Raw genomic sequence first — 21947 nt, forward strand, 5'->3', positions numbered from 1 at the left:
AAGTAGTTAGCCAAGTAGTTAGCCAAGTAGTTAGCCAAGTAGTTAGCCAAGTAGTTAGCCAAGTAGTTAGCCAAGTAGTTAGCCAAGTAGTTAGCCAAGTAGTTAGCCAAGTAGTTAGCCAGGTAGTTAGCCAGGTAGTTAGCCAGGTAGTTATTCGAGGCGAAGATTACCGAGATAGATGTCGAAATCTTTGGGCGGATCAAGGAAGAATAGTTTGAAGCCACCAATGCGGCTCAAGTCAAGCTGACGCTGGCGTGGGCCCTGTTTGATCTGATCGAGAGGGATGCGAACGGTTTGAAAGCCTTGCTTGATTGGTATCGATTGATTGAAGCGGTCGTAATATTCGTCGTTGTGTGCAAGGTCTTGAATTCGAATCTGAGCGACTTGATCGGTTTGAGAGTAAATGTCGACTGCGAGATGCTCGTAGGCTTGCCAGTCGGGATTAGGTTCATTCATGCCCACACCCGGATAACGTGTACCGGACTGGATGCGTACCCATGCTCCCGTGTCGCCTCCAGGCCATTGAGGGGGCGGGCTTGTTTTGATGACGCTTGCGCCTTGATTGATTGTGAGGAACCGTAAGCTCCACGGTTTTTGAAAGTTGAGTAAGAGCGGTAGTGCTTGTTGTCGTTCCCAGTAATCGGATGCACAGGAGACGACGGGTTGCATACCAAAGGTCAGCGTTGCCAGGAAGATAAGAGCAGCACTCAACTGGGCCAGTAGGGACGGGCGATTTTGTTGGCGCAGCGGCTGAAGTAAGACGAGCAGACTGACGGCGAAGGTTGCTCCGGTCACGTCGAACACAAAATCCTGAAAACTCGCGTCTCGGCTTGGAATGAACTTCTGAGCCAGTTCGAGTAAGCCACCAACTGTCGCTGAGATGGTGAACCCGACGAGGTACTGTGGCCAACGGCGCGACTTCAGCCAGGGTATCCATGCCGGGGATGCAATTGCCGAGCAGAATGCTAGAGCCGCGAAAAAGACAAAATGGCCACTGGTTTGAATTGATGACTTGAGAATCGTTTCTTGATGGCTCGACCGCAAACCTAAGATGGGGATGAGCAGGCATAAGACCATCGCGGTGGCTCCGAAAAGCCAGCGGGTGCGAGGATTCGGGGTTGCAAGTTGAGAAGGCGAATTCATCGGGGGCTCGCGCGACGGATTGGAAGCTGGCGTCATTGATCTATGGGGCGTGTTGGGGACGCATTCCACCTCGAATGGCACCGGCTTTGACCGAACCGTAATTTCCAGCAAACATCGGATCAAGAGGGCGACTGTTGGGCATCGACAACCAGATTCGTAGCAAGTGTCGTGGATGGTCGACGTTGTCTTTGAATTCCGTTCTGCGATGCAACGTGACAAAATTATTGAGTAGCAGAAGGTCTCCTACCTCTTGCCGAAAAGTAATCGACAAGGATGGATCAGCAGCGGTCGTTTCCAGGAAATCGAGTGCTTCACGTTGTTGGGGTGTCATTTCAGGAGTTGATTCATCTGCATAGGCGCGTTCGATCAGGACTCGTAAGAAATTGGCCGCAAAATGACCTTGGTAGATCGAGAAAATCGGCTGTTTGGTAAAAGGGGTTTCGTTTCCCAGGTCGACGTTGTGGCGTTGGTAGTAGAAAGGTTGCAATAAAATGCTGAGCAAGTCGGGGCGGGTTGACAGAATCTTGTTGTATACCGCCACCGAACTGACAATTTGGTTTTCCCCTCCAGTCATGGCCGGTTGAATACAGAGGAAGCCGATGACGTCGCAGCGATCGGTATGAAAACTAAGTTTTTTGTTCGTGTTAGGTCCGCGTGTTTTGGGGTCTTGGGTCCCCAAGCCTTCGTTGCGAACGCTGAAAACCGTGGTTCCTTCCGCTGATTGCGAGACAGGGGTGCCAAGGTGGGAGAGCAGTCCCAAGAATAAACGTTGGAGCTCAGCGGGCGAATAACGATCGACGGAAATACTCTTGAGCAAAAGGACGCCGGATCCATGTTCGAGATTGCCCTGGATTGCTACGAGTCGGTCGCCCAAGGAGCCCAACTGGAACGTCGCGGCGTTGATTTCCGAAAGCGGACTGTTCGCGACTCCCCGTAAGGCCTGATCGATTTGCGTCAGCTCATCGGTAGATAAACGAGCCTCCCAATCGGGATGTTGCAACAGTTCGGTCCCCTGCCAATTCGCGGCAGACTCGATGGGATGAGGTTTGGACGGGATGGTGTTCATCAGATCAGAGGGGAGACTAGGGTTATCGCACGACACGGCCGCTGGTTGAACCGGCCATAAGGGTTTGAATGTCGTTCAATGTGCTGAAGTTGAAATCGCCAACGATGGAATGGGCCAAGCAAGAAGCGGCTGCTGCGAAACGAATTGCGGCTGAACCGGATGCTTGATCTTCTGTGACAAGCGAATAAATCAGACCGGCTGCGAAGGCGTCTCCTCCGCCAACTCGATCAACAATGTTTCGAATTGGGTAGGGGGCATATTGACCATCTTCGAGCGGAGCAAAGCAGGCTTGATTGTGTTCGGCCTCAAACAGCATAGCTCCCCAATTGTTATGAGAAGCCGATTGACTTTCCCGCAACGTAATGCCGACGCGATTCACATTCGGAAACTGTTCAATCAATTGACGAGCGACATCTGGGTAACGATCAATGGCAAGTTTACCAGCCTGCACATCTGTGTTTGTCGCTTGGATTTCCAGCACATCGCTGCAATCTTCTTCGTTGGCGATCACGAGATCGACGTTAGGTAAAATCTTACGCATTGTTTGTTGAGCCAACGCTTGCGCTGGTATCTCGGGTTGCCAGTTCCAAAGCTTTTTGCGGAAGTTCAAGTCGCAAGAGACCGAGAGGCCCCTTTGTTTGGCTTCCGATGCTGCGGCCAGAGTGCTTTCCGCAGCGGCCGCCGAAATGGCTGGAGTAATGCCGGTAATGTGTAACCAGCTTGCATCGGCGAAAATCTGATTCCAGTCGTAATGCTCTGATCCGGTTTGGCTGATCGTCGATCCCTCGCGATCGTAAAGCACTTGACTGGGACGTTGGTTCGCGCCAGTTTCCACAAAATAGAGTCCAAGGCGACCGCTCTCTCGTTGGACAATGTGTTGTGTGTCGACGCCCAAAGCTCGTAGTGAAGCAACGCACGCGTCTCCCAAAGGATTGGCAGGTAACGCGCTGACGAAGGTGCTTGTGATTTTGTCGTTCGAAGAAAATAGCATTGCGAGAGAGGCAGCCACATTGGCTTCGGCTCCCGCAAAGGTCACGTCTAAACTACCCGGCAGTGTCTGCCTGAGCCTGAGAAATCCCGGGGGCGTTAAACGTCCCATGATTTCGCCGAAAGTGACGATCTTCATTTGCTGAATACTTCCTTCCCGAAGAAACTGGCTCTAGCAGTTTGTTCCTTGACGGACGCTACCTGCCTGAGCAGTGGCTGCTTTTGCCACGTCCGTAATGATGTCCCATCGTTTTTCTGAGATGGCTGCTGCCGGTGCCAGCCAGGATCCACCCACCGCCAAGATGCTGGGATCTCTCAGGTAGATGCCAAAGTTTTCTGCATTGACCCCGCCGAGCGGAACAAAACGCACGCCCAAGTGCTGATAGGGAGCAGCCATGCTCTTTAAATAGGGCAAACCACCACTTGGTTCGGCGGGAAAAAACTTCAACTCTTTACAGCCGTAAGACAGGGCGATTTCGATATCGGAGGGCGTAGCGATTCCTGGAGCGAAAGGGAGGTCTGCTTGTTGCGCTTCTCTGACCACAGTGGGATTCATGCCAGGTGCGACACCAAACGCTGCACCCGCTTCGATGACTTCATGAATTTGTTGAGGTCGAAGAATCGTGCCAATTCCTGCCAGCATTTCGGGGACTTCGCTGCGTATAGCTCGTAATGCATCCAATGCGACAGGAGTTCTTAGCGTGAGTTCCATGGCGTCAACTCCGCCCGCCAGCAAAGCCTTTGCGATCGGAACCGCTTGCTGTAACTCCTCAATGATTAGAACGGAGATTACGCCGCAGTTTTCAATACGCGACAAAAGGGATTCTGGAAATTGGGATTCCATCATGATTGCCTCAACAAAAAGGTGTTGACGAACGACGAAAGGATCTATCTTATTCTTGTGGAACTGAATCGAACAGCCGGTTGAACCGAGTGTACCTGAATTGGAATGCCGAACTCGTCATCTGAGCGAAATCGTTTTCTACGTCACGATTCGCGAATCTTTGCGATTAATCAAAGGTGATTAACGTCGCTGGGTCCGATGAACTTGAGCTGCATTTTCGGTTTCCACGCCCATGTCATTTTGCTGCTGCATCCATTCTCGCAGGCGTTTTTTCATCTCTTGGATTCGTGTTTGGTGTGCAGGCACGGTTGCTAAGTTCGTCAATTCGTACGGATCGTCTTCGAGATCGTAGAATTCCTCCGCGGGACGTTTGAGATAGCGTTGGACGAGCTTCATCGCGTGGGGATTTGAAGCCGCTTCTCGAACCCACGATTTCCAGTAGTTCGCGGCATCGTGCTCAATGACCGTGTTGTGGAATCGAGAATCGGATAACAAATTTTGAATGTATTTGTAACGAGTTCCGCGTATCGATCGGATCGGAAATGGCGTTCCAGCCTTTATTCCCTGGGTCGTGTGTATTCCGTAGACCCAGGCATGGTGGTCATCGGCTTCGCCTTTCAGGACCTTCAGGAAACTTCGCCCATCACAGTCGCGACCTCCTGAGTCAGATCCTGCCTGTCCGGTGTCGATTTGCAGCGGATCGCCACCGGCAGCTTCCACAATCGTTGGCACGAAGTCGACGTACTGGACCATCGCCGAAGATCGAGTTCCCGCTGCAATCGTTGTTGGCCAACGGGCGAGAAAAGCGACCTGCAATCCGTATTCGTAACAGGTCCATTTGCCACCCGGCATTTGCGGACCTTGTTCGCTTGTCGCAACGACTAGAGTGTTTTTTGCCAGTTGGTGTTCGTCCAATAAATCTAACCAGTTGCCAACCTCCTGATCGAAGGCCGTGATTTCGCTTGCGTAAGCCGAAAATGCAGTGCGCATCTCAGCGGTGTCGACCAACCAGGAAGGCAACGTGAGGCGATCGGGGTCGTAATCATTCGGTCCTTCCGTCCAGGGGACATGAGGGCTCTTGGATGCCACGACAAGACAGAAAGGCTGGCTCTTGTCACGGGTTAAAAATGCCGGACCTGTCTTGGCGTTCAACAGTTCAAAAGGGAAAGATTCCTTCGGTCCAAAATGTTTTTTACCAATTAATCCCACTCGATAGCCCAAATCTCGTAAGTGGTGAACGATGCTATGCGTTCCCGGTTTGACCTTACTGTGGTTTGGGTAAGCCCCATTGCGAACTGGGAAGAGGCCCGTGTATAGCTGTTGTCGCGTGGGGGCACACATCGCCGTTGCGGTAAATGCGCGATCGAACGTCATCCCCTCCCGAGCTAATCGATCGAGATGTGGTGTGCGGATTTCAGCGTTGCCATAGGGACCGCAATCGCGACAGGCCATGTCATCAGCGATTAACAAAAGAACGTTCGGCGCGTTGCTGTTGCTCGCCTGGACTTCCAGGCAGAAGCCGATGGCGATTACGAACGTCAGCCAGTAAAAAGGTCGAATCAAACCGTGTCCTCCCTAGAGATCGAATCGATGAAGGACATCATAAATGAATGATGAAGGATTGGCGACTTTTGCTCGCCGATCTCAATAGAACGCAACTTGGCTTCCCAAGGCAGACTCTAACGAATGGCTTTGTCCGGAGTCGTTTTCTGAGCAAGATGAACCATGCGCACCATTTCGGGAGCGAGCATGCCGACCGTGTAAAGTTTCCCTGTCTTCTTGTTGAAGTCGTCTCCCTGCCAGCGGGAGATGCTGTTCCCCATGCGTTTACCGTAAGCGGTGGTTGTCATGCCCTTGATCCAATCATCGCCGTTCGGGATCTTGTAGATCATCGCATGTACGTCTCGTTTTCCTCTCGGCATCTGCGCGATCTTGTCGAGTCGATCGATACCCCCTGGGTAGCTTTTGATTTTCTTCAGAAAAGAGCGACCCCGTTTCGTCGCGTTGAGCTCTTTCGCAAGAAATGCATCGTTACCTAAAATGCGATTCATCAGCTGTTGGCGGTCCTTGTCGGTGACAATCCATGCGTCTTTCAGCATCGCCGTTAGTAATTTGTCGACTTGTGGTTTGGTGATCAGATCACCCGGTTGGTAATCCGAGAGTGTCGAAAAAAAGTTGACAACAAACGCCCTGACTTCTTCAGGATGGGGCCGCTGGGAGGGGCTCGCTTTTTCGGCTGCACTCAAACTTCCAATGATAAGCGAGCCTGTGACAATTGCAGACAAGATCGGGGAAACTGTGGTGTACATGGCGACCATTCCTTTTGCGGAAGGAACCTAACGATTAATTGGAACATGACGAGCTACGTTGGGCTTCGTCGTCCTACTTTAAGTCTAGCTCTCGTAGGGAACTTAAGCCTGCTCGAAGCATGATTCAAAACAGTTTGCCGATGGCACGGTAGATGTCATTAATATCGGTCGGTTTTTAGGCGGCTCCTGTTCCTGTTTTGGGGAATTAACTCACAATCCGCCAATTCGGCAGATCGTGCCTGCCGAATCTGGCAAGCCGTGACGATTGCGGAATTCATCACATGTGATGACCTGAGGAAAAAGGACGATGACTAAGTCCTCTACCGCAAGCCTGTTACGGCAGAGAACTCGACTTCACGGCCCCTTTGGCACAGTCTTTGCCTTTCTTGGAGTGCATGCGATTGCCAGAACTGTCAGAACGACAGGCCAACATTCGACACGACTGCTGTCACTCGCGAAACTGCTGTGGGTGACAACCTTGTGTCAATGCACAGGGCTCTCGATGGTGGTCGCCCACAAGCAAAAACTTTTGGTCTCTAACTAGATTGCGTCGGAACACGCAAATGGAGGTAAACATGAATCGTTGTGCTACCAATCGTCGACAAACTTCATTTCGTCCTGTTGATCTTTATCGGGAGATGGACAGCTTTTTAAATGGGCTTACGAGCGCTGAGTCGAAACCAAACTCTGAACTGATCGTGCCACGACTTAATGTCGCGGAATCGAATGAGCGGTATGAAGTTTCGGCCGATTTGCCGGGAGTCTCTCAGGAAAATGTGAATGTTGAAATCCACGAAGGACAACTCTTGATTTCCGGTGAGATTGCCGACAGTACTGAAAACTCAGAGATGACTTTCCACCGTGTTGAACGGCGGTTTGGGAAATTTGAACGGCAAGTCTCGCTACCCGAAAATGTAAACGAGCAGGATATCACTGCCATGTTCGAAAATGGGGTGTTGACTATCCAATTGCCAAAGAGCGAGAAGCCCAAGCCTACTCGCATTGAAGTTACAAGCCGTTCGGCCGAATAGGCCAAACGGGTTGTGGGAACCTATGGAAGCGGATCCTTGCGGGGCTCCGCTTTTTTCGTTGATACCTATCAGGCCACGCGACTGATTTTTCGCCTGATCGATAATGGGCCGATCTCGAGATTCAGCGACCCATGAATGGGTGTTGGAAAGGAACAGTTGTTGACTGTCGTCATTTGGATGGATTTGTTGTCGATTTAACAACAGGGCGAGATCGTTTACGCTTTTTTTTTCAGCTATTGCTGCCCTTTTGACGGCCAGTCAAAGTTTGGCACGTTGTCTGCGTGTGTCCTCTAACTCCGAAGTCCGGGGTCAACAGGTCGATTGTCGTTCCTGATTTAACTGCCGGACAACCTTCGTAATCTGGTAAGGAGCGAGATCATGAAGCGATGCGTAGGATTCTGTCTGATCGTTGGTGTAACGATGGGGATGACCATTGGGGTCGGAACCGGCGAGGCTTCCCCGGTGAAATCCGCTTTAAATCGAAACGTAGATTTGGCAATGGTAAATTCTCCCAGAAAGTTACCTCTCCAATTAGTGGGACGTTATCGCCGGGACGGTTACTATGCTTCGCCACATCATGTCCATCGGCATGACCGAGGGCACCATCGTTACCGTGATTACCGCGGCTACCGCGGCTATGGACCAGCGGTGCGACCCAACTATCGACCCCGCCACCATCATCGAGATCACTTTGTGCCTTATTCAGCGCCAGGCTGTGGATCCAGCTTTGGAATCTATTTTGGCTTCTAGGTGATTTGAAAACTCAGCGCCCCGAGATGTGGCTGGCTTGGGGCGGCTGGGGGAGGTCGCTTCCGTTGGGAAAGATCGCTCTTGCCACGACTGGGGATTTGCTTTCGTTCGGGAGCCAACTGGTGTTAGATGGTTCCTATCCCCACGATCTCCCGTGGGCAATTATCGAGATCTGGGGCTCTTGTTGTTGAGATCTGCCGTCAAATCTGGTTTCATCCCGTTGAGTCTCCAGCTCAAATCTTGTTTGGTTGATTCTTTCGACCCGTCACCAGGAATCGCTCTGATTTCGTTTTGGATGGGGTGATGTTGCCCCCGATACAGAAAATCGCTGCAGCTCCGTTTCGTTTTTCAAAGGATTTCGGAATGATGGGAAAAGCCAGCTTTTGATCGAGCATGGGCCGCTTGTCACGCCTGCTGGCGCGAGCGTATCATGCGTGGTTTCCCAGCTCGAACCCGTCGAAATGACTGTTTGCTGCCGAATGGATCTGCCATGTTGAGTTTGCAATCCGAGACCTCTGAGCGTTGGCTTAAGCAAGTTGATCAACATTTGGATCAGATTTTGATCGATCATGCTCATTGTGAAAAAAAAGCGGCTGGAACCGCCATGAATCTGCTCTCTGCCTATGTGGAGCACGAAGAGCTCACGAGTGAGATGGTGAAGATTGTCAGTGAGGAACTTGAGCATTTTGAGCTGGTATTGGAATTACTCAAAACTCGCGGGATTCGCTTTCAGCGGATGCGGGCCTGCCATTACGGTCGCGAATTGAATGATCTGGTGAACAAGCAAGAGCCCCAAAAAGCCGTTGATCGTTTGTTAGTCGCCGGTTTGATCGAAGCACGATCCTGTGAGCGTTTTGATTTGTTGCGAAAGCATCTTGATGATCGACAGCTGTCGGATTTTTACGGCAGTTTATTTGAATCGGAAGCACGTCATCATGCCACATATGTGCGATTAGCTCGTACTTTTGCCAGCGACGACGTTGTGGATCAACGCCTCACGGAACTTGCTGGGGCGGAAGCCGAGATAATTGCCGCAGGGCATGATTTACCTCGCATGCATAGTTGACGTAGTTCGCCTCGTCGTTGCTCAATTGTTGAGTGTGCGTCGATCGATCGTTGTAACCGTCAACCGATTTGCTAAATTGGGGGTCCAGGTTTTTCGAGGAGGTTGATGGGTTAATGGAGTCTTTGCCTTTGAAATCATCACAAGATCGCGCGGTCGGTGAAAGTTTGCTGCCTGACCATCTGCGGGGACACGAAGCAGCTATCGATTCGTTGCGTGCAACGGGACAAATGTTGCATGCTCGAGGATGGTCGGTGGGGACGAGCAGCAATTACAGTCTCGTGGTACGGCGAAATCCACTGGAGCTACTCGTGACGGCGAGCGGGATGGACAAGGGCAATCTGCTACCGAGCCACTTTGTACGAGTGGATGCAGATGGCAAGCCGGTTGTCGAGGGTCAGCCGAAGTCTTCCGCCGAGACGCTCCTACATTGCATCTTGGCGAAACAGCCCGATGTGGGTGCGGTGCTGCACACGCATTCGGTGTGGAGCACTGTGCTGTCCGGGATTTTCTTCGAAGATGGTGGCTTAGAAGTCGAAGGTTTTGAGATGCTGAAAGGGTTGGAAGGAATACAAACTCATCAGCAGCGAATTTGGGTGCCCATTTTTGATAACACCCAGGACATTCCCTCACTCGCCGCGGATATCGAGGAGCGATCATTGGCCGGCAACAGCCCGGTGCCTCATGGCTTCTTGATTCGACAGCACGGCCTCTATACTTGGGGCCGCGACCTTTTTGCCGCGCGTCGACATATTGAGATTTTTGAATTTTTATTCGAGTGCGTAGCTCAAAAAATGATCCTGCAAAATAGCTTACCGGCGTTCAGGGCGTCGCTGTCCTGAACCGATGTCCTGGTTGCTTGCCAACTTGTGAGAACAAGGGAGAAAATAAATGGCCCGTATCACTGTTTCTGAGGAAGATCGTCGGATTGAAGACGTTGAGGAGATCCGCCGTTTTCTCGAGCCGTTCGGGATTTGGTACGAAAAGTGGGACGTTGAGGGACGGATCGGACCGAATGCTGAGAACGACGAGATTTTGGCGGCCTACGCACCGGAAATCGAACGGTTGAAGGAGGCGGGGCAGTTCGTCACCGCCGATGTGATCAACGTTAATCCAGACACGCCTGGACTTGATGGAATGCTGGCTAAGTTTAGCAAAGAGCATACCCACACCGAAGATGAAGTCCGTTTTACCGTGAAAGGGGCGGGCGTTTTCCATATTCATCCTCAAGAGGGGCCCGTCTTTGCTGTGCAGGTTGAGTCGGGTGATTTGATCAACGTGCCCGCTGGCACGCAGCACTGGTTTGATCTCTGCTCCGACAAGACGATTCGCTGTATTCGTTTGTTCCAAGACCCGGCCGGTTGGGCACCGCATTACGTGGCGGAAGGCGTGGATGAGAATTACGCGGCCGTTTGCTGGGGGCCCAACTACCTCACCACCGATGAGGACGACGTTGATTCCGTCGTCAAATTGTGATTTGTTTTAATGGACAAGCCGTATTGTTGGACATCGAAGGTACAACTTCTTCGGTGTCCTTTGTCTATGACCAAATGTTTCCCTTTGCGAGGCGAGAGCTGGAAGCGTTCCTGGAGCTGAATTGGCAGGATTCGGAAGTTCAACAGGCCGCTGATTGGATCGCCCAGGATGCGGGACACACCTCTCTGTCTGCATGGTGTGGCGAACGAGTGTCGGCTCGACAAATCAAACTTGTGCGTGATGAAGTGGTTCGTCTGATGGATGGTGATGTCAAAGCCACCGGATTAAAGCAATTGCAGGGGCTGATCTGGAAAAGGGGCTTTGAGTCGGGGGAATTGCAAGCACATCTCTTTGGCGAGGTGGCGGAGAATTTGCGCCGTTGGCATGCTGCGGGAATCGATATTCGCATCTATTCTTCCGGGAGTGTTCAGGCACAAAAGTTGTTTTTCGGTCATACGATCGATGGTGACCTGCTGTCGTTATTTCGTGGACACTATGACACTACGATCGGAGCAAAACGCGAAGCGTCCAGTTATTGTGCTATCGCTAGTGACTATCAAATTCCGCCACAGCAGATCTTATTTCTCAGTGATATTCCCGCTGAACTTGATGCGGCTCTGGAGGCCGGATTACAGACGGCGCTCTGCCGACGCCCTGGGAATGCAGCAGTTAATTCGGATCACGGACATGATGTGATCGATGGTTTCAGCGAAGTTCAATGGTCGGTTGGACGGCCGTCAAGCCGTTAATCTTTGCCGGGATTCTGCAAACCCTATAATGGGCGCTAGCATTGCATCAAGCGTTGATTCGCCACTCTTTGATGTAAATTCTTGACCATGCTTTACCTCGGTGTATCATTCCAATGAACTGCACGGTGCAGTTCGTGCTCGGCCAATTTGGATGCACACGGAGGTCCGTATGTTTACGGTTCGGTCGTTTCATTTGCGGGTGCGGTCAGGCTATCAGAGCGCGGTCGGAGTGCTCACACTGGTTGCAGTCCCTGTTGTCGTCGCTCAAAACCCTTGTGTGCACTTTGATGTGCCGGAAGTCGTTTCCTGTCGCGTGCGCATTGATGATGCCTTTCAAGCTGACAATGCGGGCGAGATGTTGGTCGAAGCAACCTTCGACGTGTCGTCTTTGGTCCGTGTCGGGCGTGAGTCTGATTTAAGTCAATACTTGTACGTTGTGGAAAGCCCCGATCGGAGCTTGCGGGTCGCGGATTACTCGCCGAAGACAAAAATGATTTCTCCTGTTTCCGGTAATGTGGGAGTCCAGCGGCACTCTGAGGCATCATCGAATTTGGGAATCAGTGGTTCTTTGTCACCCGATGCGCGGGCTTCGGTTCAAGCGTCAGCCTCGAAAGACAATTCGAATGGCGCTAAATTTAACTACGAATTGCTTCCGCCGAAACAGCTGTTGTTTGCGAGTGGCACGGTTGCTCGCGGGACGGCCGTCTATTACAAGCTTCGATCTTCGCAGCAAACCTCAATGGATGGCGTGAAGCAGTTTGGTGTTGTGTTCCGTGTTCCTAGCTGCTGGCGAGGCGACTATGTTCGGTTGCGATGTGCCGCCTACCAGCGATCCGGATCAGGCAAACAGCAACCGATTTGTGGATCATCCGAATTTCTGGTGGGCTTGTACCTTGTCGGTGATGATGTGGCCAAGGCAACGGTCATTGAATTGACAAAGTCAGACCTGGAATTACGCGGCTTGGCTCAGCAGAGTCGTGACTTGATCGATCGGCAACGATTTCCCTCGATGACGGACAAATTGGGCTCGCTGTTCAATGTCTCTGAGCCCAAGATTCCAGAGGATTGGTTTCGTCGAGTGATCCGAAGTGATGCGGGGCGAATGCAATCTTTCGAGCGGCATTTGCCCGACGAGTTACGGGAGTCCGTGCGTCGATATCGCAAAGCTCGTGTGCGGGTTCGCACCTTAAGCAAGCCGGTCGATGTCGATGATTCGGTCGATGATTTGACTGCTCTCGCCTCGTGATTTGTTAGGCGTTTTCAATCGCTTGGATCACCAATCGGCCCATCGCTTCGGTGCTAATCGACTCGCGTCCAGCGGCAATATCTGCCGTGCGGTGCCCGGCGTCAAGCACAGTGGCAACCGCTGATTCGATCGCTTTTGCTTCGAGTTCTAGCCCAAGAGAGTGGCGCAAAAGCATGCCGCAGGCTAAGAGCGTGGCGAGCGGGTTTGCAATTCCTTTACCAGCAAGGTCAGGTGCCGATCCGTGGATCGGTTCGTACAGGCCGGGACCCGGTTCACCCAGAGAAGCGGATGGTAGTAGGCCGAGTGATCCGGGTAACATCGATGCCTCGTCGGTAAGAATGTCACCAAACATGTTGCCTGTGACTACCACATCAAAGTCGGCAGGACGTGAGATCAAGTGCATCGCCATGGCATCGACGAGTACGACTTCATATTTGATTTCGGGAAACTCCTCCCGAATAACACGCTCCGCGACTTCACGCCATAAACGAGAAACCTCAAGTACGTTGGCTTTGTCAACGGAAGTGACTCGTTGACTACGTTGCATGGCTGATTCGCCAGCGAGTCGTACAACGCGCTCCACCTCCGAGACACGGTACGTCATTTCGTTGAACGCGGACTCCTCGTTCTCGACGGTCCGACGACCCGAGTCGCCAAAATAAATGCCGCCGGTCAGTTCACGTACAAATAGAATGTCGACACCGTCGATAATCTCGCGTTTAAGAGGAGATGCATCGAGTAGGTCCGCGTGGGGGCAGATCGGTCGCAAGTTTGCGAAGAGTCCCAGTTCCTTACGGATTTTCAGCAAGCCAACCTCGGGACGGGTCGCAGCACGAGGATCGTCCCATTTGGGGCCGCCAACTGCTCCAAGCAATACAGCGTCAGCTCCGCGACAAGCCTCGAGGGATTCGGTTGGCAGCGGGTCCCCGCATTGATCGATGGCGCAACCTCCAATCAAATGCGATTCGAAGTCAAATTCATGACCAAACCGTGAGGCAATCGCATCGAGAGCGAGTTTCGATTGTTGGACGATTTCCGGGCCGATGCCGTCGCCGGGTAGCAAAACGATTTTGGCTTGCACGAATTCTTCTCTTTCTATCTCAATGAAATGAAGCAAAATTTGGAACGATGTCTTGTGAAGATAGGGCGAACGGCGAGTGGATTCAAGGTGCGAACTATCGCGTTGAGCTATCGTTTTTCCAATTCTGACCGCTCGATTCCCTGGCTTCTCGATCGGACATGGCGTTCTGAAGCTTCGATTTCGCGCCGAATAGGTGGGTAATCTTCCCGCCGAGTCGCCGCTCGAGCATAGCCCTGTCGAACCAGTTCGCCGTTGATCAACGTGTGATCCAGATAAACGTAAGCCAATTGGATCTGCTGCGGATCGACGCGACGTCGATCGAACCTGATCCGGACAATTTGGCCGAGTAGGCGTCGCTGAAGATAGATTTCCATGTCGGTTCGGACAAACTCGATACCGAGCAGTTTTATAGAACCAGTTAGCTCGCGATTGCTAAGACGAATGCGATCGGCGTCGATGCTGACAACTCGATAGACGCCTGGAGGCAAGGGGGCGACCAACTCCGGCCACAAGGGCGTCCGAGCCCAACACGTCCAGCGAAAGATGAGGAGTGCGAACAGCACAGACGCCCAGGCAATCATCGATCGCCTGCGGATTTGTGTCGGGAACGCTATTCGAGGCACGGTCAGAGTGACTCGTTAGTTCTCGCTAAAGTCCATCAGTTTTGCCGTTTCACGCCCTACAGGGTTCCTGAGGAATTGTCGGTGGCAGTCACTGCAAAGATCATATCGCTTTCGTTGATAGACGCCCTCGCCAATCAACGGATTTTCCGCGTCTTCCGCGTGCTCCATGATTTCGTGTAACTCCATCAGATGATCACGATCGTCATCTTCGATAACTTCACCGTCGATCGGTTCCATCACCGCTTCGATTTCGACTCGTACGACGTATCTAAGTTCGTCATTGGGGTCGACAGGCCGACCACATCGATCACAGGAGTAGTGAATCATGATTGTCCTTTCCTTTGGACTGACTGAGGAAAAATTCTGATCGCTCCGTCTCACCCTTTTCGTCACATCAACACTCCATCGTAATCGCTGATCTACCTCCTAAGCAAGTCGACGTGAGTCCTAAGTGGAAGATAGTTGCAGAATCATCCTTGGATTCGTTCGCATTCGCGCATCAAGAGGTCCTTGAAGGTGTTGCCGATACGAAACGTTGGGGATAGGAGTCAAGTCGTAGCGAATTTGGCTTTCCTGTGAAGATTTACCTTTTTGGTTTTCTGTTCCGACTTTTCTGACTACAATGTTCAAGGTCACGAGCGCCATTCAGATCAAGGTTGCCATGCAAGCTTTGCCGCCCACGGGATATCTGATGCCTGACGCCCCAAACGACCGAGGTCACCCCCTGATTTCGAGACTTTGAGCGATGATAGCGTACGACACACAGCAAGAAACATCGACCGCACTCACGGCGAGTGTGCTCGTTCTGAATCGTGTTTACCTCGCCGTACACATCGTTAATGTGCGGCGTGCCTTCGGACTTCTTTATCGAGATCTTGCCGAAGTGTTGGACATCGAAGATGGGCAGTATGCCAACTATGATTTTCCAACTTGGCTCGAAATTAGCGAGTTGAAGTCCGAAGAACGAACCCCTGAAGACGATTGGATTCGTAGTGTGAATTATGAGGTGCAGGTGCCTCGTGTCATTCGCCTGCTGAGTTACGATCGGGTTCCAAAGCATACTCTACGCTTCAATCGTCGTAATCTATTCGCCCGCGATGGGAATCGGTGCCAGTATTGCGGACGGACTCCGCCTTCTCAGCAGTTGAGTCTTGATCATGTGGTGCCACGCAGCCGCGGGGGGAAGACAACTTGGGAAAACATTGTTTGTTGCTGCGTTCGTTGCAACACGCGAAAGGGCGGTCGGACCCCTCAGGAAGCCCACATGAAACTCTTGCGAAAACCTCGCAAGCCGAATCATAGTCCGATGTTGCTTCATAAGCTCAAGAATCCCAAGTATTCAACTTGGCGTGCTTTTCTCGGCAACCTGGGTGAATCTGCAGAAGTTGCTTAGTTCGACAGTTCCCTGGCTCGCGGGGAAACATCCCGTCAGATAGACGGAGATTGTTTAGCTTGATTGCAGTCCGTCGGCGCAGTCGATATCGTAGGGTCTTTGCTGCCCGCTCGTGGATTGACAAAGGAACGAATTTGATGAAGCGACGAACATTTCTGCAATCGACGTTGACCGCCGGCTGTTTACCTTTCCTCACGAGAAGCCCGTTGCTCGCCGCGGAAGGCGATCGTGAACCGCGACAGTTTCTCGAGTGGCGGCGTTACGTTTGCAAAGACCAACGGCAGCATGATCTTGTGTTGAGCTTTTTGTCGAAGGCTCTCTTTCCTGCCTTGGAAAAAAGTGCAGCGAAACCTGTTGGTGCCTTTGTTGACGTTGATGCGTCGAAAGATTTGGCGATTTACACGCTGATGCCTTTTGATTCGCTGCAGCAGTACCTGGAGCTTCCCGAACAGTTGATGGCTCGCTCGAGCTTCGCTCAAGCAGCACAACCCTATTTGACCACCGAAAAATCAAGCCCCGCGTACGAACGCATCGAAAGCAGTTTGATGATTTCGTTTTCCGGAATGCCCCGCGTCGAAATTCCTAGAACGGGTGAGCGGATTTTTGAGTTGCGAATCTATGAAAGCCATAACGAACTGAAGGCGGCGCTCAAGGTCGAAATGTTTAACGAAGCCGAGTTAGATATTTTTCGCAAGGTGGGGTTGGATGCGGTCTTCTTTGGACAGTCGCTTTTTGGTCCTGATCTCCCGAATTTGACTTACATGTTGGGCTACAAGGACATGGAGGAGCATGGTGCAGCTTGGAAGGCTTTCTTAGATCATCCCGATTGGAAAGTTTTGAAAGCAAACGAACGCTACAAGGATACCGTTTCCAAAATTCGCAATCGATTCTTGCGACCTACCGACTTTTCGCAAATTTGAGCTCTGTTGGACGGGGAAGTCCGGACTTCCAACGTGGAATGTTCCAGGAAGCCGACGTCGACGATTGTTTTCGGTTAAAACTCGTCTCTTGTGGTAGTCTTGGCTTCCTTGCGGATCCCGTTGACCATGATGATGGGCGGTTGAACGCGTAACTAATTCGCTAGTCTTGCCAGTTAAGTTGGTCGATGCGTTTTAATTCCGCTTCGATATCGTCACCTTCATAAAATGACAGCCAACCGGAAAGCTGTTGGGTTTCGCCCGGTTTGCAATCGGGGAAGCGGGGGTCTGAATGAAGGCAAGGGCAGGGTGCGTTGGCCCATGTTCGATGGAGAGGCGACCAGGCTGTAATAATCCATTGTCTCTCGTTTTTCGAATGGCAGACGGCGTATTCGTTACGGAAAAACTTGTTGTCGTTGGTTTGTTGTTCGAATCCGGCAGCAGCTTTCAGCATGACACAGTTTTGAACTCGTAAATCTGACAACGCTTGTTTGCTGCCGTTGGTTAACCACATTTTCATGCGGATCGCCCCACTGTCGGGCCAGACTCGGGTGCGAAATTTGATTCCGTTGGGAAGGCTACGAGTCCCTGACATCGCGCCATCGTCGTTCACTTGCCATTCAAGCTTCTCAAGCTTTTCGCCACGTTGGTCCCAAACGGTTGGGATATGGGTGTGGGCCAAATAAGTCAGGCCGAGATTTGACCAAATGGCTTCGGGGACATCGAGAACGACATAACTTGATTCATCCCACGGAGTGAAGACACTCAGCTTGGTTTCTCGTTGCGGGTTTATCGCGCCATCCAAAAATCCGATTCGTGGGTGCCGCCCGCCCGGATAGGGCAACATCAACAAGGGCGCTGTTGCCGAACGCTTGGGGCGGGTTGCTGATCTAATCTGAAATCTTTTCAAAGCCGCTTTGATTTCCTCATTCGAAAGGCCTGTTGCGGCCCGGATTTCATCGGGGCTGAAACGATGGTACCAAACCATGTTTTGGAGCCAGCTTTCGAGCTCGGCGTCGGTCGAAGGGCGGCGTGTGTTTGGCGGCTCATCCCCGACGGAAAGGTTGGTCGTGAGTGTCAAAATTACGAGGAAAAGAAATGTTATCGACTTCATTGAATGTCCTCCCTTTCGTCTTGGCTTGTAAGCGTCGACAATTCTAGAATGAGCCTGCATCTCGATTCGCCTAGCATAGTATCATAGAGACTTGGGCGCCGCTGGCGTCGACTCCTTTCTCGACAGGATTTTGCTATATGTCTCACAGGTCGTCTGTGGATTGTCTTCGTATTACTTGCCTCGTCTGGATCGCAGGGATGCTTGCAGGAGGGTTGGGTTGTGGAGCCGATCGGTCATCGCTGTCGTCGTCGGCAAATGAGCCGGTAAGTTCTGAGACTTCGTCTCAAGCGGACAAGCTGGTGGCAAAAGATTCGTTGGTCGTTGTCGAAGCCGTCAGCCCGGTTGACGATCCGGCTCAGCAGGGGTGGGAAACCGAGGTAGTCAGCAGTCAGGTCGACAAACAGCTAAAGCAACTCAGTGAGTTGATTGAAACTTCTCCCAAGTCCCTGCCCGAATTTGTTTCCGATTCCTTTACCAGTCCACTGTTACGGCCGAAAAGTTTGGAGACGGTGTTTGAAACCGACGCAATTTCCGTAAGACGATGGCATCCTGCCGACGACGGTCGCGTCGAGGCGGAACGATCGGAAGCATTTCTGCCTGCCCTGCGCAAGCTGGTCGCACATGTGGGTGATCTTCAGAATGTACGTACGAAGACGAAAGTTTTTGGGGTTGAGCTGCAACAAGGAGAAGCTTCCACCGATCTGTACTTTCAATTGTTTGGCGAGCATGCCTCTGGCAAGCTGCAAGTGAATACGACTTGGCGCTGTGTTTGGTCGACCGGTAAGCAGTTGGAGTTACAGTCGATTGAACCTTTGGCCTACGAAGAAGTCGTCACATCGGGAGACGCGAGCCCGCTCTTTGCCGATCGTACCTATGCGGTGCTTGATGGTCCCGTGTTTCAGCAACAATTGCAGTACGGGGTAGACCATTGGTTGGACCGAGTTGAATTAGCGCGTGGCATCGATATTGGGGGATGGCAAGGGCTAGCCATTGCGGATGTGAACCAAGATGGTCTCGACGATCTTTATGTTTGTCAACCAGGTGGTTTGCCGAATCGATTGTATGTTCAGAATGCAGACGGTACCGCCACCGAAGTGTCGCAGGTTGCGGGAGTGGATTGGATCGAGTCTTCCCACGCGGCTCTGTTTGTCGACTTGGATAACGATTCGGATCAGGATTTGTTGGTAGGTGTCGAAAGTGGGGTCTTGATCCTCAGTAATGATGGTCGTGGCAACTTTAAGCCGCGAACATCGATGGTCTTGCCCGCTGCGCTTCCTTATTCACTGGCCGCGGCTGACGTTGACGTTGACGGAGATTTGGACGCTTACGTGTGCTGTTACAATCGGCGGCAAGGTATTAACCGTCATTTGTTGTTCGCGCGACCGGTTCCCTACCATGATGCTGACAATGGGGGACGCAATGTTTTACTGCTCAATTTGGCCACCCCGGTGACCGGTGCCTGGAGGTTCGGCTATGGAACAGGCCGCTTGGGGCTTGACGAGAACAATCGAAAGTTCAGCTATGCGGCGGCCTGGGAGGATTACGATAATGATGGTGATCTGGATCTTTACGTAGCCAATGACTTTGGCCGAAATAATCTCTATCAAAATCAAGCCGGTCACTTTCAAGATGTGGCCGCAGATGCGGGTGTGGAGGATATTGGGCCCGGCATGTCGACTTGTTGGGGAGACTACAATAATGACGGCTTCGTTGATCTATATGTGAGCAATATGTTTTCTTCGGCTGGGAATCGCATCACCCAGCAACAGCAGTTTCAGCAGCAGGCCGATGCTGCAACTCGGTCGGCCTTTCGTCGACATGCACGGGGCAACTCGTTGTTTTCCAATTTGGGAGATGGTCGATTCGAAGATGTTGCCGTGCCTGCCGGAGTGGTTTTAGGGCGTTGGGCCTGGGGGTCAAAATTTGCCGACTTGAATCACGATGGTTGGCAAGATTTGATTGTGACCAACGGATTTATTACGCAAGAAGATTCAGGCGATTTGTGAAGCTTTTATTGGCGGCAGGTCGTGTCGCGTTCACCCACCGGGAATCAGCAACAAGATCCTCAGCAGGCCTATCTTTCCGCCTGGCAGGACTTGGCAAAGCGGATTTCACAGGGACAGTCGTTTAGTGGACGTGAACGTAACTGTGTTTTTCTGAATACGCGTGGTCCCCGATTTGCAGATGTCTCAGCCGTGATGGGGCTAGATTACTTGGACGATAGCCGTGCCGTCGCGGTCACCGATTGGGATCAAGATGGTGACTTGGATTTGTGGGTGGCCAGTCGTACCGCGCCGCGAATACGTTTTCTGCGCAACGATGTCAAAAACGAAAATCATTCGGTTTCGTTTCGTTTGATCGGAGATCCGCGAGCTCGGTGCCCTCGTGATGCCATCGGGGCACGTGTGATTCTCACCGTTCGCGATGCTGACGGCAATTTGAGCGAACGGATTCAGACATTGGCAGCCGGTGACGGCTTCTTGAGTCAATCGTCGAAACGTTTGTTTTTCGGTATTGAAAAGGGAGCTAAGCCCGAGCAGGTGGTGGTGCGCTGGCCAGGGAGTAATGAGGTTGAGCGTTTTGATGGTCTGTCGCTCAATCAGCATTTTTGTCTTGAACAAGGAACCGGCATCGCCGCACGACTGTCGGCTCGAGGTAAGCTTGCTGAATTTACCGATACGCGTACTTATTCGATTGATTCCGCCACGCCGCCCGCATCAGGCAAGACACGGGTTTGGCGATCAAGTCCTCTGCCCGTGCCGTCACTTCGCTATGAGTCGTTGACGGGAGAATCTTGCGAAGTTTCGACACTTCATCGCGGACCGTTGTTCATCACTCTCTGGGCGACCTGGTGTCTTCCCTGTGTGGAAGAATTGAAGGTATTGACGAAGCATCAAACATCGATTGTCGAGCATGGTGCGACCGTTCTGGCGTTGAATGTTGAGCTGCTGGAACAGACGTCCAGCTCGAAAAGCAAGCACCAGATCTCGCAAGTGCTCAAGGAAATGGAATATCCTTTTTTTAACGGTCTTGCCAATGTCGATCTGCTTCAGCAACTCGATTCGCTGCGAAAGCAAACGATATATCGTGACGAGCCGATGCCGCTCCCGACCGGGTTCTTGCTTGATGAACAGGGACGTCTCCGTGTTGTCTACACCGGTGTCGTAGAGCTCGAATCGCTGCTTGACGACCTTCAACATCTTCAGGTTGATAAACAGGAATCGCGAGATCGGGCGATTCCCTTTGCAGGACGTTGGTCGGATGCTTTATTTGTCACGAATCCGATTGCCATCGCTACGATCTATCGTGAAGAGCGTCAGTTGGAAGATGCGGTTGCCTACTTGCAACAATATTTGGCAAAAGAAAAGGTACCCGATGAGACCGATCAGACGGTCTCTGCCCGACAAACCCGACGCAGGCTGGCCGACGTCCATCGTTTGTTAGGGCGTATCGCATTGGATCAGCAATCAACCCAAGCGGCTCTCGATGCATTGAAGCAGGCGCTGCGATTGGATCCCTTCCATTTCGATGCTCACGTCGACTTAGGCCAGGCGATGATGCGAGCTCAGCGATCCGATTTGGCCGTGAAAGCGCTGAAACGAGCGGTGAAGATTCGTCGGGATGATCCCAACTCGCAAAATCAGTTGGGATTGGCACTGCTTGGGGCCGGTGATATCCCGGCCGCGGTGGCAAGCTTTGAAAAAGCACTTAGCTTGGATCCGAAATGGTTGCCAGCCGCGAATAATCTGGCGTGGCTGTGGGCGACCCACCCGGACGAACAGCATCGAGATGCTGGTCGGGCCGTGGACGTGGCGGAGCAATCAGTGCGGCACAATGGGGAACGTCCCGACGTTCTGGACACGTTGGCCGCAGCCTATGCGGCTAACGGTGACTTCGAACAGGCGATTGAGACGGCCGCACGCGCTCTCGGACTCGCTAAGAAAATGAAACGTCAGGAACTGGCCCAACGGATTGAAAGCCGGCTGCAGCTTTATCGCAGCGGCCAAGTTTATCGGGACCCGTGATTGCAAGCTCGTCCCGTCTGGAAGAATCGGCAAGCGGATATCAATTCGTCAGCCCGAAAGCAACAAACAGGATTTACTAGGTGTACAGAGTAGTGGCACTGGTTAAGATAAGCGTCCGTGTGGGCATTTT

22 protein-coding genes are annotated in these 21947 nt (G+C 52.1%); 12 read left to right on the forward strand and 10 right to left on the reverse strand.

The genetic code is table 11. The features are described 5' to 3' along the window. Positions 1–150 precede the first annotated feature (150 nt). The 6 genes from P8N76_05775 to P8N76_05800 form a co-directional block, all read right to left on the reverse strand. The gene (locus P8N76_05775) at positions 151–1143 is read right to left on the reverse strand and encodes a VanZ family protein (protein MDG2381163.1); all 993 of its coding nucleotides are present in this window, start codon (positions 1141–1143) and stop codon (positions 151–153) included. Between the two features lie 40 nt (positions 1144–1183). Beyond that, entirely contained in the window at positions 1184–2209 is a 1026-nt protein-coding gene (locus tag P8N76_05780; GenBank protein ID MDG2381164.1) for a TauD/TfdA family dioxygenase, read from the reverse strand. Between the two features lie 22 nt (positions 2210–2231). Beyond that, a complete protein-coding gene (locus P8N76_05785) occupies positions 2232–3335 on the reverse strand; it encodes a sugar kinase (protein MDG2381165.1) in 1104 nt (367 codons plus the stop codon). 33 nt (positions 3336–3368) lie between these two features. After that, positions 3369–4043, reverse strand: coding sequence for a bifunctional 4-hydroxy-2-oxoglutarate aldolase/2-dehydro-3-deoxy-phosphogluconate aldolase (gene eda, locus P8N76_05790; protein ID MDG2381166.1), 675 nt, complete (start codon positions 4041–4043; stop codon positions 3369–3371). A gap of 177 nt (positions 4044–4220) precedes the next feature. Further along, positions 4221–5603, reverse strand: coding sequence for a sulfatase (locus tag P8N76_05795; protein MDG2381167.1), 1383 nt, complete (start codon positions 5601–5603; stop codon positions 4221–4223). Positions 5604–5719: 116 nt separating this feature from the next. After that, positions 5720–6349, reverse strand: a complete 630-nt coding sequence (locus tag P8N76_05800) for a hypothetical protein (protein ID MDG2381168.1) — start codon at positions 6347–6349, stop codon at positions 5720–5722. A gap of 307 nt (positions 6350–6656) precedes the next feature. Between P8N76_05800 and P8N76_05805 the strand changes: the two genes are divergently transcribed. The 8 genes from P8N76_05805 (at position 6657) to P8N76_05840 (ending at position 12664) form a co-directional block, all read left to right on the forward strand. Then, complete coding sequence (locus tag P8N76_05805) at positions 6657–6893, forward strand: hypothetical protein (GenBank protein ID MDG2381169.1); 237 nt, start codon at positions 6657–6659, stop codon at positions 6891–6893. 31 nt (positions 6894–6924) lie between these two features. Continuing rightward, complete coding sequence (locus P8N76_05810) at positions 6925–7380, forward strand: Hsp20/alpha crystallin family protein (GenBank protein ID MDG2381170.1); 456 nt, start codon at positions 6925–6927, stop codon at positions 7378–7380. A gap of 378 nt (positions 7381–7758) precedes the next feature. Next, positions 7759–8130: a hypothetical protein gene (locus P8N76_05815; GenBank protein MDG2381171.1), complete on the forward strand. Its 372-nt coding sequence runs from the start codon at positions 7759–7761 to the stop codon at positions 8128–8130. A 490-nt stretch (positions 8131–8620) separates the two neighbouring features. Beyond that, on the forward strand, positions 8621–9196 hold the full coding sequence (locus P8N76_05820; GenBank protein MDG2381172.1) for a tRNA-(ms[2]io[6]A)-hydroxylase: 576 nt from the start codon (positions 8621–8623) through the stop codon (positions 9194–9196). Positions 9197–9324: 128 nt separating this feature from the next. Continuing rightward, positions 9325–10035, forward strand: a complete 711-nt coding sequence (mtnB, locus tag P8N76_05825) for a methylthioribulose 1-phosphate dehydratase (GenBank protein MDG2381173.1) — start codon at positions 9325–9327, stop codon at positions 10033–10035. A 49-nt stretch (positions 10036–10084) separates the two neighbouring features. Beyond that, positions 10085–10669, forward strand: coding sequence for a cupin domain-containing protein (locus tag P8N76_05830; protein ID MDG2381174.1), 585 nt, complete (start codon positions 10085–10087; stop codon positions 10667–10669). A gap of 23 nt (positions 10670–10692) precedes the next feature. Beyond that, the gene (mtnC, locus tag P8N76_05835; GenBank protein ID MDG2381175.1) at positions 10693–11418 is read left to right on the forward strand and encodes an acireductone synthase; all 726 of its coding nucleotides are present in this window, start codon (positions 10693–10695) and stop codon (positions 11416–11418) included. 169 nt (positions 11419–11587) lie between these two features. Then, positions 11588–12664, forward strand: coding sequence for a hypothetical protein (locus tag P8N76_05840; GenBank protein MDG2381176.1), 1077 nt, complete (start codon positions 11588–11590; stop codon positions 12662–12664). A gap of 4 nt (positions 12665–12668) precedes the next feature. Here P8N76_05840 and leuB read toward each other — a convergent pair whose 3' ends face one another. From leuB to P8N76_05855, 3 genes are all read right to left on the reverse strand, one after another. After that, a complete protein-coding gene (gene leuB / locus P8N76_05845) occupies positions 12669–13745 on the reverse strand; it encodes a 3-isopropylmalate dehydrogenase (GenBank protein ID MDG2381177.1) in 1077 nt (358 codons plus the stop codon). Between the two features lie 107 nt (positions 13746–13852). Further along, positions 13853–14368: a thermonuclease family protein gene (locus tag P8N76_05850; protein MDG2381178.1), complete on the reverse strand. Its 516-nt coding sequence runs from the start codon at positions 14366–14368 to the stop codon at positions 13853–13855. 15 nt (positions 14369–14383) lie between these two features. After that, positions 14384–14695: a hypothetical protein gene (locus P8N76_05855; protein MDG2381179.1), complete on the reverse strand. Its 312-nt coding sequence runs from the start codon at positions 14693–14695 to the stop codon at positions 14384–14386. Positions 14696–15113: 418 nt separating this feature from the next. Here P8N76_05855 and P8N76_05860 point away from each other — a divergent pair, with 418 nt between their 5' ends. Further along, on the forward strand, positions 15114–15761 hold the full coding sequence (locus P8N76_05860) for an HNH endonuclease (protein ID MDG2381180.1): 648 nt from the start codon (positions 15114–15116) through the stop codon (positions 15759–15761). Between the two features lie 137 nt (positions 15762–15898). Beyond that, on the forward strand, positions 15899–16681 hold the full coding sequence (locus P8N76_05865) for an NIPSNAP family protein (protein ID MDG2381181.1): 783 nt from the start codon (positions 15899–15901) through the stop codon (positions 16679–16681). Positions 16682–16841: 160 nt separating this feature from the next. On the opposite strand, the gene P8N76_05870 is transcribed toward P8N76_05865, so the two are convergent. Further along, positions 16842–17792, reverse strand: coding sequence for a hypothetical protein (locus P8N76_05870; GenBank protein ID MDG2381182.1), 951 nt, complete (start codon positions 17790–17792; stop codon positions 16842–16844). 299 nt (positions 17793–18091) lie between these two features. Between P8N76_05870 and P8N76_05875 the strand changes: the two genes are divergently transcribed. Both P8N76_05875 and P8N76_05880 read left to right on the forward strand, forming a co-directional pair. After that, positions 18092–19798, forward strand: a complete 1707-nt coding sequence (locus tag P8N76_05875) for a VCBS repeat-containing protein (GenBank protein MDG2381183.1) — start codon at positions 18092–18094, stop codon at positions 19796–19798. A 21-nt stretch (positions 19799–19819) separates the two neighbouring features. Further along, positions 19820–21817 (forward strand): tetratricopeptide repeat protein, encoded by a 1998-nt coding sequence (locus P8N76_05880; GenBank protein ID MDG2381184.1) that lies wholly within the window; start codon positions 19820–19822, stop codon positions 21815–21817. Positions 21818–21947 lie beyond the last annotated feature (130 nt).

The organism is Pirellulaceae bacterium (genome assembly GCA_029243025.1).
Lineage (GTDB): Bacteria > Planctomycetota > Planctomycetia > Pirellulales > Pirellulaceae.

What these genes read in the sequence shown, in the direction of transcription:
- P8N76_05775 (MDG2381163.1), bottom strand. Translation starts at nt 1,143, where the DNA reads ATGAATTCGCCTTCTCAACTTGCAACCCCGAATCCTCGCACCCGCTGG.
- P8N76_05780 (MDG2381164.1), bottom strand. Translation starts at nt 2,209, where the DNA reads ATGAACACCATCCCGTCCAAACCTCATCCCATCGAGTCTGCCGCGAAT.
- P8N76_05785 (MDG2381165.1), bottom strand. Translation starts at nt 3,335, where the DNA reads ATGAAGATCGTCACTTTCGGCGAAATCATGGGACGTTTAACGCCCCCG.
- eda (MDG2381166.1), bottom strand. Translation starts at nt 4,043, where the DNA reads ATGATGGAATCCCAATTTCCAGAATCCCTTTTGTCGCGTATTGAAAAC.
- P8N76_05800 (MDG2381168.1), bottom strand. Translation starts at nt 6,349, where the DNA reads ATGTACACCACAGTTTCCCCGATCTTGTCTGCAATTGTCACAGGCTCG.
- P8N76_05805 (MDG2381169.1), top strand. Translation starts at nt 6,657, where the DNA reads ATGACTAAGTCCTCTACCGCAAGCCTGTTACGGCAGAGAACTCGACTT.
- P8N76_05810 (MDG2381170.1), top strand. Translation starts at nt 6,925, where the DNA reads ATGAATCGTTGTGCTACCAATCGTCGACAAACTTCATTTCGTCCTGTT.
- P8N76_05815 (MDG2381171.1), top strand. Translation starts at nt 7,759, where the DNA reads ATGAAGCGATGCGTAGGATTCTGTCTGATCGTTGGTGTAACGATGGGG.
- P8N76_05820 (MDG2381172.1), top strand. Translation starts at nt 8,621, where the DNA reads ATGTTGAGTTTGCAATCCGAGACCTCTGAGCGTTGGCTTAAGCAAGTT.
- P8N76_05830 (MDG2381174.1), top strand. Translation starts at nt 10,085, where the DNA reads ATGGCCCGTATCACTGTTTCTGAGGAAGATCGTCGGATTGAAGACGTT.
- P8N76_05840 (MDG2381176.1), top strand. Translation starts at nt 11,588, where the DNA reads ATGTTTACGGTTCGGTCGTTTCATTTGCGGGTGCGGTCAGGCTATCAG.
- P8N76_05855 (MDG2381179.1), bottom strand. Translation starts at nt 14,695, where the DNA reads ATGATTCACTACTCCTGTGATCGATGTGGTCGGCCTGTCGACCCCAAT.
- P8N76_05860 (MDG2381180.1), top strand. Translation starts at nt 15,114, where the DNA reads ATGATAGCGTACGACACACAGCAAGAAACATCGACCGCACTCACGGCG.
- P8N76_05865 (MDG2381181.1), top strand. Translation starts at nt 15,899, where the DNA reads ATGAAGCGACGAACATTTCTGCAATCGACGTTGACCGCCGGCTGTTTA.
- P8N76_05870 (MDG2381182.1), bottom strand. Translation starts at nt 17,792, where the DNA reads ATGAAGTCGATAACATTTCTTTTCCTCGTAATTTTGACACTCACGACC.